The organism is Gemmobacter serpentinus, from assembly GCF_008973825.1.
GTDB lineage: Bacteria > Pseudomonadota > Alphaproteobacteria > Rhodobacterales > Rhodobacteraceae > Gemmobacter > Gemmobacter serpentinus.
This window is the reverse complement of record NZ_WCHR01000011.1, coordinates 1-12,110: the sequence shown is the minus strand read 5'-3', so window position 1 is coordinate 12,110 and position 12,110 is coordinate 1. Positions and strand designations below refer to the sequence as shown.

Below are 12,110 nucleotides of genomic sequence, written 5' to 3'. Positions count from 1 at the left end.
TCACAGCCTCACAGCCTCACAGCCTCACAGCCTCACAGCCTCACAGCCTCACAGCCTCACAGCCTCACAGCCTCACAGCCTCACAGCCTCACAGCCGCATGGCGGGGTTGCGACCTCGGCGGTGCTCCGCGCAGCGGCGGATGTGTTGCACCAAGGGGGATAAGGTGCCCGGATTTCCCTCTTTGGTTTCCCCGCGCGCCGGGGCAGTCTGGGGCGGACGGGTCACGGGGATCCGACCGGGCGGGTGGCCCGGGGCAGTAACAAGGGAAAGAGCGCATGTCCTTGGTCAAGACACTGGCAAAGATGGCGATCGGGGTCGCGGTGGCAAAAGGCGTCAGCCATATTGCCAGGAACGGATTGCCGGGCAGCGGTGGCGCGGCGCAGGCGGGCGGCGCGACCACCCGATCTGCGGGCCGCAGCAGGAGCGGGCAGGGCGGCTTTGACGAGTTGATGGGCAGTCTTGAGGGCATGGTCGGCGGCAAATCCGCCAGCACCCCGCGCCGCGGGACACAAGCAAATGCCGGCCAGGCAAATGCCGGCCAGGCCGGGACGGGTGGCCTTGGCGACCTGCTGGGCGGTATGTTGGGCGGCGGTGCCGGTGGTGCGAGCGGAGGCCTGGGCGGTTTGGGATCGCTGCTGGAAGGTCTGGCCGGGGGCGGCGCTGCGGCCCCGCGCGGGCAGACCCGTCGGTCTTCGGCCCCCACCGGCCTTGACGGCTTGCTGGGGTCTGGCGGCATCGGCGACCTGCTTGGGGGGCTGGTCGGTGCGGCGGGTGCAGGGGCTGCAACCTCGCGCGGCGGCATGGGCGGTGGCTTGGGGGGCCTGCTGGATGCGGTCCTGTCGGGCAATGCGACCGAAGAACAGCCAAGCCGCGACCAGGAACTGGCCGCAGCCCTGATGCTGCGGGCGATGATTCAGGCGGTGAAGGCCGATGGCAATCTGGATGCCGAGGAAAAGCGCAAGCTGATGGCGGCGCTGGATGATGCCAGCGAACAGGAAGTGGCCTTCGTCAATGCCGAACTGGCGGCACCCCTTGATGTGGAGGGCCTGATCCAACAGGTGCCACAGGGGATGGAGGCGCAGGTCTATGCCATTTCACTGTCGGCCATCGACCTGGATAATCGCGCCGAGGCGCAATACCTGCACAGCCTTGCCCAAGGTCTGGGCCTGGATCCGCAGGATGTGAACCAGATCCACGATCAGGCGGGGGCACAGCGCATCTACGGCTGATTGCGCGCGTTCCGGGCAGGATCACGTCAGGCTCAGGATATTCTCGGCGCCATCTTGTTGGGCAACGTGTCCTGCCCCGCAAAAGGATGCTGGGGCAGATCAAAGGCCGGGCGGGCATGGACCCCGCCCGGCCTTTCGCCTATGGCTGACGCCGAAGCAGCCCCCCGCAAGCAGGACAGTCATGAGCGATCATCACAAGGACAATCGGAGGGGCATCCTTCTGATGGTGGCCGCCATGGCCGGCTTCGCGCTGGAGGACATGTTCATAAAATGGGCCTCGGCCGATCTGCCGACCGGGCAGATCCTGTTGATGCTGGGGGTGCTGGGCTCCCCGATCTTCGTTCTGCTGGCCCGGCGCGAGGGCGGGCGGTTCCTCAACCGCGATATCCTTAATCCCGCGCTTCTGGGCCGCAATCTGGGCGAGATGGTTGGCACCTTCGGCTTCATCACCGCCATTGCGCTGACGCCCTTGACCTCGGCCACCGCGATCTTTCAGGCGGGGCCGCTGGTGGTGACGCTGGGGGCCGCGCTGTTCCTTGGGGAAAAGGTCGGCTGGCGGCGCTGGAGCGCGATCTTCGTGGGCTTCATCGGCGTGCTCATCATCATCCGGCCCGGGCTGGACGGGTTCGAGATGGCCTCGCTCTGGTCGGTGCTGGCGGTGATCGCCCTTTCGGCGCGCGATCTGGCGACACGACGCATTCCCGGCCATATCACCACGGCGCAGGTTTCGGCCTGGGGCTTCATCTCGATTGCGGTTCTCGGGGCGATCATGCTGGCCTTTACCGGCGGCGCGCATATGCCCGGCCCGGTTCAGGCGGGCTGCATCGCGGGCGCGCTGCTGTTTGGCGTCACCGCCTATTGGGCGCTGACCCAGGCCACCCGGCTGGGCGAGATCTCGGTCATCACGCCGTTCCGCTATGCGCGGCTGATCTTCGCCATGATCATCGGCGGCCTTGTCTTTGCCGAACGTCCCGACCTTCTGACCTATCTGGGCTCTGCCCTCATCATCGGATCGGGGCTTTATACCTTCGCGCGGGAACGTTTGCGCAAACGCGCCCTTTCCACACAGGGCACCGCAGGCTAAAGAACCGGCGAGAGCAATGCTTCCCCCCACCGGAGGACGAAATGAGCACGATCATCGACATCCACGCGCGCGAGATTCTCGACAGCCGCGGCAATCCCACCGTTGAAGTGGACGTGACGCTGGAAAGCGGCGCCATGGGCCGCGCGGCCGTGCCATCGGGCGCGTCGACCGGCGCGCATGAGGCGGTGGAGCGCCGCGATGGCGACGCATCGCGCTACAAGGGCAAGGGCGTGCTGGAGGCGGTCGCGGCCGTCAATGGCGAGATCGCCGAAGAACTGATCGGGTTCGACGCGACCGAGCAGGTCGGTATCGATCGCACCATGATAGAGATGGACGGCACGCCGAACAAATCGCGCCTTGGTGCCAATGCGATCCTCGGCGTTTCGCTGGCAGTGGCCAAGGCCGCAGCCGAATTCACCGGCCAACCGCTTTTCCGCTATGTCGGCGGCACCTCGGCCCGGGTTCTGCCGGTGCCGATGATGAACATCATCAATGGCGGCGAACATGCCGACAACCCGATCGACATCCAGGAATTCATGATCATGCCGGTCGCGGCATCGAACATCAAGGAAGCCGTTCGGATGGGGTCGGAAGTGTTCCACACCCTGAAGAAAGAGCTGTCGCAGGCCGGTCTGTCGACCAGCATCGGCGATGAGGGTGGCTTTGCGCCGAACCTGTCCTCGACCCGCGTGGCTCTGGATTTCGTGCTGAAATCCATCGAAAAAGCGGGCTACAAACCCGGCGAAGAGATCTACCTCGCCCTCGATTGCGCTTCGACCGAATATTATCGCGGCGGCAAATACGAGATGAAGGGTGAGGGCCTGTCGCTGACCTCGGAAGAGAATGTCGAATATCTCGCCAAGCTTTGCGCCGATTATCCGATCATCTCCATCGAAGACGGCATGGCCGAAGATGACTGGGCAGGCTGGAAGGCCCTGACCGAGCGTCTTGGCAACAAGGTGCAACTGGTTGGCGACGATCTGTTCGTGACCAACCCGCGCCGTCTGGCCGAGGGGATCGCGGCTGGCTGCGCGAACTCCATGCTGGTGAAAGTGAATCAGATCGGCTCGCTGACCGAGACGCTGCAGGCCGTCGATATGGCGCATCGCGCGCGCTATACCAACGTCATGTCGCACCGTTCCGGCGAGACCGAGGATGCGACCATTGCCGATCTGGCGGTCGCCACCAATTGCGGTCAGATCAAGACCGGATCGCTGTCGCGCTCGGACCGGCTGGCGAAATACAACCAGTTGATCCGCATCGAGGAACTGCTGGGTGAAGTCGCGGAATATGCCGGGCGCTCGATTCTGAAGGCCTGAGGCCTGAAGAACTGAGTGCCGACGGGGTTTCGCAGGAAATCCGAAGGGCAAATTTTCGACGAAAATTTGCGGGCGCCTGTGACGGGCGCCCGTTCGCATGAGGGGGCCGGGGCGTGGCACAGGAATTCATGGCACAGAAATTCGGGTTTGAACTGAAGGCGACCGACGGGCGGGCGCGCATGGGCGTGATCTCCACACCGCGCGGCGAGATCCGCACGCCTGCGTTCATGCCGGTGGGGACGGCGGCGACCGTCAAGGCGATGATGCCGGAAAGCGTGCGCGCGACGGGTGCCGATATCTTGCTGGGCAATACCTATCACCTGATGCTGCGCCCCGGCGCGGAACGCATTGCTCGCCTTGGCGGCTTGCACAAGTTCATGAACTGGGATCGCCCGATCCTGACGGATTCCGGCGGGTTTCAGGTGATGAGCCTGTCGGGCCTGCGGAAGCTGACCGAAGAGGGTGTGCGCTTTTCCAGTCATGTCGACGGGTCGAAACATATGCTGAGCCCCGAGCGCAGCATGGAAATCCAGAAGCTGCTTGGGTCAGACATCGTGATGTGTTTCGACGAATGCCCGGCGCTGCCCGCAACCGAGGCTGAGGTCGCAAAGTCCATGCGCCTGTCGATGCGGTGGGCGCAGCGGTCGCGCGATGCCTTTGGCGACCGCCCCGGCCATGCGCTGTTTGGCATCATGCAGGGCGGTGTGACGCCGGACCTGCGCGCCGAAAGTGCCGAGAAGCTGCGCGAAATCGGCTTTGACGGCTATGCCGTGGGCGGCCTTGCGGTAGGTGAAGGGCAAGAAGCGATGTTTGGCGTGCTGGATTACGCGCCGGGCTATCTGCCCGAGGACCGCCCGCGCTATCTCATGGGGGTTGGCAAGCCCGATGATATCGTCGGCGCGGTGGAGCGCGGCATCGACATGATGGATTGCGTGCTGCCCTCGCGATCGGGCCGCACCGGGCAGGCCTGGACGCCGCGGGGCCAGGTCAATATCAAGAATGCCCGCCATCAGGATGATCCGCGCCCGTTGGATGAAAGCTGTGGCTGCCCGGCCTGCCGCAATTACAGCCGTGCTTATCTGCATCATGTCTTCAAATCGCAGGAGATCATCGCCTCCATGCTGCTGACATGGCACAATCTGCATTACTACCAGGATCTGATGCTGGGTCTGCGCGATGCCATTGCGGCGGGGCAGTTGTCCGGGTTTGTGGCCCAGTTTCACGCGACCCGGGCGCAGGGCGATATCGAGCCGCTTTAATCCTGCAAGCGGACCTGCAGCACCAGCTCGCATCCCGGCAGGGCGCTGCCGATAAACAGCGGATCGACACGGCCGGGCACCACATTCAGCGCCAGCCGCAGGTTCTGCCACAGCGTCAGCAGGCAATGCCGCCCGCCCGCATCGCGCCCGCGCCAGACCGGCGCGGTGCCAAAGCGGGTCTCGATCAGCGTCGAAAGCGTATCCTGGGCAAAGCCGTCATGGTCGGGCAAGGCGAGGATCAGCCGCGCTTCGCTGGTATCCAGCAGGGCACCGACAAGATGGGTCGGGTTGCGCAGGCAGATCATGCCCGAAGATTGCTGGCGCGATGTGAACCCGGGTAATCCGTCAAAGGCGGTCTGAAAGCTGCCTTCTTCCAGCAGCGTGTCGATCAGCCTAGCCGCAAGGGCACCGGGATAGGCGCGCCGTGCCGCCCTTTCGCGACCAAGCGCGCGCACCGGCTGCATCAGCCGATCCGGTATCTGGGCAAATTGCGGCCAGTCAGGCCGCGACAGCATTGGTCCAATCATCACATACACTTTCGCAAGCCGCGACAGGGGGAAAGCGTGGCGCAGGATTGTGTCAGGAAGGGGGAAAGCCCCGGGTTGAACCGCGGCAGATGACCCCGGAATTTAACGACCGTCGTTCCGGGATTTTCGGGGTCCTGGCTGCGCCCCACATCGGCCATGCGCCACCATCTGATGAGGGGCCCGCGCAAGTTGATCGGCCAGAAGGTTGACACTCCTGTAACAGAACCCCAGATATGGTGGGCGAAAAGGGGGAGGCCGGGCTGCCGATGGTCGGGGCCGCGATCCTCCCGCCAATCCAAGGAAACGCGAATGAGCGACCATAAAACCCTTACCCATCCGGTCCTGCCGCTGCGCGATATCGTGGTTTTCCCGCATATGATCGTGCCGCTGTTCGTGGGTCGCGAGAAATCGGTCCGGGCGCTGGAAGAGGTCATGGCGGAGGATCGCCAGATCCTGCTGTCGAGCCAGATCGACCCCACCGTGGATGAACCCACCGCCGAGGGTATCTATCGCACCGGCGTGCTGGCCAATGTGCTGCAATTGCTGAAGCTTCCCGATGGCACCGTGAAAGTGCTGGTGGAAGGCAAGACGCGGGTGCGCATCACCGAATTCCACCAGAACGATTCCTTCTTCGAGGCGAGCGCCGAGCCGCTTGAGGAAAGCCCCGGCGATCAGTCGGTGGTCGACGCGCTGCTGCGTGGCGTGGCCGAGGAATTTGAGCGTTACGCCAAGATCAAGAAGAACATCCCCGAAGAGGCGCTGTCGGCTGTCTCGGACACGCGCGAGCCTGCGCGTCTGGCCGATCTGGTTGCGGGTCATCTGGGAATCGCCGTGGCCCAGAAGCAGGAGCTTCTGGAAACCCTTGATGTCGCGGAGCGGATGGAGAAGGTCTACGGCCATATGCAGGGCGAGATGTCGGTCCTGCAGGTCGAGAAAAAGATCAAATCCCGCGTGAAATCGCAGATGGAGCGCACGCAGCGCGAATATTATCTGAATGAGCAGATGAAGGCCATTCAGAAGGAACTTGGCGATGGCGAGGACGGCCAGAACGAACTGGCCGAACTGGAAGAGCGTATCCGCAAGACCGACCTGTCGAAAGAGGCGCGCGAAAAGGCGGAGGGCGAGCTGAAAAAGCTCAAATCCATGTCGCCGATGAGCGCCGAGGCCACGGTGGTGCGCAACTACCTTGACTGGCTGTTGGGCGTGCCGTGGGGCGTGAAGTCGCGCGTGAAGAAAGATCTGAACGCGGCGCAGAAGGTGCTGGATGCCGATCACCATGGTCTGGAAAAGGTCAAGGAACGCATCGTCGAATATCTGGCGGTGCAGACCCGTTCGGCCAAGCTGAAGGGCCCGATCCTGTGCCTTGTCGGCCCTCCGGGTGTCGGTAAAACCTCGCTGGGGCGGTCGGTTGCCAAGGCGACGGGGCGTGAATTCATCCGCATCAGCCTTGGCGGCGTGCGCGACGAATCCGAGATCCGCGGGCATCGCCGGACCTATATCGGCTCTATGCCGGGCAAGATCATCCAGGCGCTGAAAAAGGCCAAGACCACCAATCCGCTCATCCTGCTCGATGAAATCGACAAGATGGGGCAGGATTTCCGGGGTGATCCGGCCAGCGCGATGCTGGAGGTGCTGGACCCGGAACAGAACGCGACCTTCGTCGACCACTATATGGAAGTGGAATACGACCTGTCGAACGTGATGTTCCTGACCACGGCCAACAGCTACAACATGCCCGGGCCGCTTCTGGACCGGATGGAGATCATTTCTCTGGCCGGCTATACCGAGGACGAAAAGCGCGAGATCGCCAGGCAGCACCTGCTGCCCAAGCAGATCGAGGCGAATGGTCTGAAGAAGGGCGAGTTCGAGGTGACCGACGCGGCGCTGAACCACGTCATCCGCTACTATACGCGGGAGGCGGGCGTCCGGAATCTGGAGCGTGAGATCGCGAAACTGGCCCGCAAGGCCGTGACCGAGATCCTGAAGAAGACGGCGAAATCGGTGCATGTCGATGAGGCCAAGGTGGAAGACTACCTTGGTGTGCAGCGCCATCGCTATGGTCTGGCCGAGAAAGAGGATCAGGTCGGTGTGGTGACGGGTCTGGCCTGGACCAGTGTCGGCGGCGATCTGTTGCAGATCGAGGCGCTGAAACTGCCGGGCAAGGGCCGGATGAAGACGACCGGGAAACTGGGCGATGTGATGAAGGAATCGATCGAGGCGGCCTCCAGCTATGTTCGCTCGGTCAGCCCGGAGATCGGGGTGAAGCCCCCGAAATTCGAGGCCATCGATATCCATGTCCACGTCCCCGATGGGGCGACCCCCAAGGACGGCCCTTCGGCAGGTCTTGCCATGGTGACGGCCATCGTCTCGGTCCTGACCGGGATCCCGGTGCGCAAGGACATCGCCATGACCGGCGAGGTCACGCTGCGCGGTAATGCCACCGCCATCGGCGGGCTGAAGGAAAAACTTCTGGCGGCACTGCGGGGCGGGATCAAGACCGTCCTCATCCCGGAGGAAAACGCCAAGGATCTGGCGGAGATCCCGGATAATGTGAAGGAAGGCCTGACCATCATCCCGGTCACCCATGTGCGCGAAGTGCTGGAACGCGCGCTGGTGCGCCAGCCCGAGGCGGTGGAATGGGATGAGGCTGCGGAAGAAGCCGCCGCTGCCGCCCGCAAGAACAACGAGCCGCAGGCGGGTCAGATCGCGCATTGATCTGCGCGCCAAGGCATGGACGGGCAGGGCGCGGGGGAAACTCCGCGCCCTTTCCATTTCAGCGCAGGCGATTGCGTGCCGCGCTCACACCTGCGTGCGGTGTGGAACCCTTGGCGGTGGCTGTCGTTGGTTCTGCACAGGAAATGTTGCAGATGGAGGATGCCATGATCCGTCAGGATTTGGACAAGCCCGAGCGCGAGCAGGCGGGCCCCGAGAAGCCCGGCTTCGACGCGCAAGCCGAAAAGACCCGCTTTGACGTGCAGCAAGAGGCGCAGAAGCAAAAGATGGGCAATGCTGCGCAACCCCATCATCCCCGCCAGACTGCGCGCACCAACGAGCCCAATGCCGGTGGTGCCAATCGTGAAAGCGGTCATCGCGGATGACAATCTCGACCCGTGTCCGGTGCGGGCGACAACCTGCGGTGCAGTCCTCGCGCTGAAATCCGGTGGCCTCCGCCGGTGCCGCGCTTCCGCGACATGGCGGCGCATTCCTTTTGTTGCGCAGTGAAGAAAGGAAGATAGCCAAGGGCTGAGATCCGAGCGGCAGAAAGCCAAGCGATTGCGGCAGGCCAAGCGGCTGCGAAAAATCCCGGGCCGTGCCGCAGCACCAACCGCTATCCCAACCCCTATGCGGCAGGCACATTCCGCTCTATTGTTGTTTCCAGCATCGAAACAAAGAGGGCATGATGGCCACCAAACTCTCGGACGCGAAACCCGCCGCGCCCAAACCCGCGCGCAAGGCTGCCGCCAAGCCGATGGCCAAGGCCAAGCCGATCAAGGCTGCCAGTAAACCGGCATCAGAGCCGGCACCGCCAGAGGCAGCAGCGATTGCCGCGCCCCCGTCTCAGGGCGGCCCAGAGATCAAGGTGATGTCCGCCGCCAACAGCCTGAAGCTGAAGGCATTGATCGATCAGGTTGCCGAGGCCAGTGGTGCCAAGCCCAAGCTCGTCAAGCCGGTGGTCGAGGCCACGCTTGCCGCCATGGGCCGCGCGTTGTCTGACGGGATGGAACTGAACCTGCCGCCCTTCGGCAAGGCCCGGGTCAGCCGCCAGAAAGAGGCAGGCAGCGGCGAAATGCTGATCGTCAAACTGAAACGCGGCGGCGGCGCGAAATCGGACAAAAAAGATGTGCCAGAGGGGGTTGCGGAGGCCGAGGACTGAGGCTATTACCGCCGCATCGGGCGATTAGCTCAGCGGTAGAGCGCTTCGTTCACATCGAAGATGTCAGCGGTTCAAATCCGTTATCGCCCACCATCAATACGTTGAAACGCCTCGGATCTTCCGGGGCGTTTTGCGTTTCGACGATATGGTCGGCGGTTCGATGAACCGCGTTTGGGATTGGCTTATCTCGGTGCGATAGGCGGGGCGGGCAGATCCGTCCTGTCGCAGCCATCGCAGGGCCAATCATTGGCAAGGTTTCTCAAAACAAGGAATGAAAAGCACCCGGTCTCGGATGGTGAGGCTGAACCGGCAGGTCATTTCCGACGGCTGTCTTTCGCTATGAACCTGCCTCGGAAGGGGGTGGTCCTGCGGGACCCCTCATTCCATCCCACCACGGCCACTTGCGCCCCCGGTCCCGATCCATTAGGGATCACGGCGGGGGCGGTTAGCTCAGTTGGTAGAGCGTCTCGTTTACACCGAGAATGTCGGGGGTTCGAGTCCCTCACCGCCCACCACCTAACCCATTAAAATTGCAAAAACCACCTGCATATCAAGGGCTTTGTCCGGTTCACTGTTACAACTTACGTTACAAACGGGGCTGTGATGGCAGGCAAAGTTCGGCATCTGGTGGACCGTGACGGGCGCTATTTTGCCCGACTCGTTGTCCCCAAAGACCTTCGGAAAGCTGTCGGGAAATCCGAACTGCGCGCCTCGCTCGGGGGGCGACTACCGCGAAGCGTTGAAGTTGCTGCCGGGCGCAGTGACGCAGCTTCAACACCAGATCGCACAGGCCGAGCGTCAGGTTGCATCGGTGCCAAGCACCAAAGCACCAGCCCGCTATCCGCTGGCACCGGATCAGATCGCGCTTTCGCATTATCACCAGCGCATCGCGTTTGACGACGAACTGAGGAACGACATTCGCCATTCCTTCGGGTTCGTGGATGAAGTGCTTGTGCAGCGCCTGCGCGATGCCATGGCGGGGCGTTTGACGGATGCCGACCTTAACGCACTGATCGGCGAGCGGCTGGAGAGTTTCCGCGATGCTGGCAACCTTACTGCGCTACCCGGTTCCGACGAATGGCGGCAGATCGCCCGTGCCCTGTGTGTGGCCGAATATGAGGCGCTGGCACGGGTGGCGGAGCGGGATGAAGGCGACTTCACCGGCAAACCTGACCACCCCTTGTTGACGAACGCCAAGCTGCCCGAGCCGCATGAAAAGCCTGTGAGCCTCTTGAAGCTGTCAGACGACTACGTTCTGAGCTGGACGCAAGCGGGGTTCATGAAGGATAGGGGCAAGCGACACGCCACGGTGATTGCGAACCTGCGGAAGTTCCTGAAACACAATGACGCGCGCAAGATCACCAAGCTAAACCTGATCGAATGGCGCGACCAGCTGGTTAAGAAATTCGCGGCAAAGACCGTGAATGACGCTTACCTGTCGTCAGTGCGGTCTATGCTGAACTGGGCCTTTGAGAACGAACGCCTGCCTGAGAATGTCGCAGCCACGGTGAAACAGCCGAAGCCGAAAAAGGTCTATGGCCGCGAATGTGGTTACACCGATGCCGAGGCGGTCTTTGTCTTGAAGGCGTCCCGGTCCTATCAGCCCCATTGTGATGAATTTGGCAGGGTGCGGGAAACACCGCAGTCTATCGCCGCAAAGCGATGGGTGCCAATCATCTGTGCCTTCACCGGGGCAAGGGTGTCAGAGATCACGCAGCTTCGGGTCGAGGATGTGCGCAAGGAAGGCGACCGGCTGATAATCCGCATCACCCCCGATGCGGGCACGGTGAAGGCAGGCGGCTATCGTGATGTGCCGTTACATCGCCAGATTATCGCCCTGGGCTTTGAGGAGTTTGTGAAGGGGGTAGGGCACGGGCCTATCTTCCACAATGGCACTGACCCCAAGCGATACGCCGCGAAGGCGCAGCGCATGTCTAATCAGATCGCGGATTGGCTGCGGGTGTCAGAGATCAGGCCCGATGGGGTGCAGCCCAATCACGGGTGGCGGCATCGGCTGAAAACGCAGGCGATGGAACTTGGCCTGAATACCCGTGTCATTGATGCGATGCAGGGACATACCGGGCGAACTGCGGGTGAGAATTACGGCGATGTGACCCTAAACGCCAAGGCGTCCGTGATCGAACAATTGCCAGAATACGATATAACATAACAAACCTCTTGAACCCTGAATCCACCTGTGAGAATCTGGAGATATTAACGAGTGCCAGCATTTCCGGTGTTTTGTGTTTCAGAGTGTTTTTGAGCGTTTAAAATTGGCTTTCGGTAAAACGGAAGCAAAGTCCTTTAAGCTGACTGATCCCGAAGCCTTTGCGCTGTTCGGTATCACGGGAACGGGGGCCGGTGTTTCCATCGGCCCCCGATCTGCCATGAAGGTTCCGGCTGTCGCCTGCGCGGTGTCGCTGATCGCGGAAACGGCGGGCAGTCTTCCCGCCAAGGTCTATGACCGCAACAGCCGCGAAACCACCAAGGATCACCCGGCATATGCCCTGATCCATGATGAAGCGAACCCTTGGACCAGTGCCGAGGCCCTGCGCGTCCAGATCACTACGGATGCGCTTTTGCATGGTCATGGCTTTGCGCTGGTGGTGCGCAATGAGGCAGGCGACCCGCTGGAAATGCACCGGCTTGAGCCGACCGCTGTGCAGGTTGAAACCCTGCATGATGGGGAATCGTCCTAGGGTCAGGACCCATTGATTGTGCTGCTGTTCGGTGATTCAGAGGGGGCCAGGAGACCCTTCTGATGAGCAATCTATTCTGGCTGGCTGACGCGCAGATGGCGCGGCTCGAGCCGTTTTT

General features: G+C 62.3%; 10 protein-coding genes, 2 tRNA genes and 1 pseudogene. 12 read left to right on the top strand and 1 reads right to left on the bottom strand.

Annotated elements, in window-relative coordinates:
- Positions 1-276 precede the first annotated feature (276 nt).
- From GBJ34_RS06785 to tgt, 4 genes are all read left to right on the top strand, one after another.
- Entirely contained in the window at positions 277-1,230 is a 954-nt protein-coding gene (locus GBJ34_RS06785) for a DUF533 domain-containing protein (RefSeq protein WP_226341075.1), read from the top strand.
- Between the two features lie 181 nt (positions 1,231-1,411).
- The gene (locus GBJ34_RS06780) at positions 1,412-2,314 is read left to right on the top strand and encodes a DMT family transporter (RefSeq protein ID WP_151718514.1); all 903 of its coding nucleotides are present in this window, start codon (positions 1,412-1,414) and stop codon (positions 2,312-2,314) included.
- A gap of 41 nt (positions 2,315-2,355) precedes the next feature.
- Positions 2,356-3,633 carry a phosphopyruvate hydratase gene (eno, locus tag GBJ34_RS06775; protein WP_151718513.1) on the top strand — a complete coding sequence of 426 codons (1,278 nt, stop codon included), beginning with the start codon at positions 2,356-2,358 and terminating at the stop codon, positions 3,631-3,633.
- A gap of 128 nt (positions 3,634-3,761) precedes the next feature.
- Positions 3,762-4,892, top strand: a complete 1,131-nt coding sequence (gene tgt, locus GBJ34_RS06770; protein ID WP_151718516.1) for a tRNA guanosine(34) transglycosylase Tgt — start codon at positions 3,762-3,764, stop codon at positions 4,890-4,892.
- On the opposite strand, the gene GBJ34_RS06765 is transcribed toward tgt, so the two are convergent.
- Entirely contained in the window at positions 4,889-5,419 is a 531-nt protein-coding gene (locus tag GBJ34_RS06765) for a hypothetical protein (protein ID WP_151718512.1), read from the bottom strand. The genes tgt and GBJ34_RS06765 overlap by 4 nt on opposite strands.
- Before the next feature lie 309 nt (positions 5,420-5,728).
- On the opposite strand from GBJ34_RS06765, the gene lon reads away from it, so the two are divergent.
- The 8 genes and pseudogenes from lon (at position 5,729) to GBJ34_RS06730 (ending at position 11,992) form a co-directional block, all read left to right on the top strand.
- A complete protein-coding gene (gene lon, locus GBJ34_RS06760; RefSeq protein WP_151718511.1) occupies positions 5,729-8,134 on the top strand; it encodes an endopeptidase La in 2,406 nt (801 codons plus the stop codon).
- A 164-nt stretch (positions 8,135-8,298) separates the two neighbouring features.
- Positions 8,299-8,517 carry a hypothetical protein gene (locus GBJ34_RS06755; RefSeq protein WP_151718510.1) on the top strand — a complete coding sequence of 73 codons (219 nt, stop codon included), beginning with the start codon at positions 8,299-8,301 and terminating at the stop codon, positions 8,515-8,517.
- A gap of 302 nt (positions 8,518-8,819) precedes the next feature.
- Complete coding sequence (locus GBJ34_RS20735) at positions 8,820-9,293, top strand: HU family DNA-binding protein (RefSeq protein WP_226341074.1); 474 nt, start codon at positions 8,820-8,822, stop codon at positions 9,291-9,293.
- 18 nt (positions 9,294-9,311) lie between these two features.
- Positions 9,312-9,386 (top strand) — tRNA-Val (locus tag GBJ34_RS06745).
- Positions 9,387-9,732: 346 nt separating this feature from the next.
- Positions 9,733-9,808: transfer RNA gene (locus GBJ34_RS06740), tRNA-Val, on the top strand.
- Between the two features lie 88 nt (positions 9,809-9,896).
- Positions 9,897-9,968, top strand: a pseudogene (locus GBJ34_RS21135) (hypothetical protein); the annotation flags it as partial.
- A gap of 85 nt (positions 9,969-10,053) precedes the next feature.
- Complete coding sequence (locus tag GBJ34_RS06735) at positions 10,054-11,463, top strand: tyrosine-type recombinase/integrase (protein ID WP_226341073.1); 1,410 nt, start codon at positions 10,054-10,056, stop codon at positions 11,461-11,463.
- Between the two features lie 217 nt (positions 11,464-11,680).
- Positions 11,681-11,992 carry a phage portal protein gene (locus GBJ34_RS06730; protein ID WP_151718509.1) on the top strand — a complete coding sequence of 104 codons (312 nt, stop codon included), beginning with the start codon at positions 11,681-11,683 and terminating at the stop codon, positions 11,990-11,992.
- The last annotated feature ends 118 nt before the right edge of the window (positions 11,993-12,110 follow it).

Bases quoted from the DNA above. Each gene is read 5' to 3' on its own strand.
- lon (WP_151718511.1), top strand. From the start codon at position 5,729: ATGAGCGACCATAAAACCCTTACCCATCCGGTCCTGCCGCTGCGCGAT.
- eno (WP_151718513.1), top strand. From the start codon at position 2,356: ATGAGCACGATCATCGACATCCACGCGCGCGAGATTCTCGACAGCCGC.
- GBJ34_RS06785 (WP_226341075.1), top strand. From the start codon at position 277: ATGTCCTTGGTCAAGACACTGGCAAAGATGGCGATCGGGGTCGCGGTG.
- GBJ34_RS06755 (WP_151718510.1), top strand. From the start codon at position 8,299: ATGATCCGTCAGGATTTGGACAAGCCCGAGCGCGAGCAGGCGGGCCCC.
- GBJ34_RS06780 (WP_151718514.1), top strand. From the start codon at position 1,412: ATGAGCGATCATCACAAGGACAATCGGAGGGGCATCCTTCTGATGGTG.
- tgt (WP_151718516.1), top strand. From the start codon at position 3,762: ATGGCACAGAAATTCGGGTTTGAACTGAAGGCGACCGACGGGCGGGCG.
- GBJ34_RS20735 (WP_226341074.1), top strand. From the start codon at position 8,820: ATGGCCACCAAACTCTCGGACGCGAAACCCGCCGCGCCCAAACCCGCG.
- GBJ34_RS06765 (WP_151718512.1), bottom strand. From the start codon at position 5,419: ATGATTGGACCAATGCTGTCGCGGCCTGACTGGCCGCAATTTGCCCAG.
- GBJ34_RS06730 (WP_151718509.1), top strand. From the start codon at position 11,681: ATGAAGGTTCCGGCTGTCGCCTGCGCGGTGTCGCTGATCGCGGAAACG.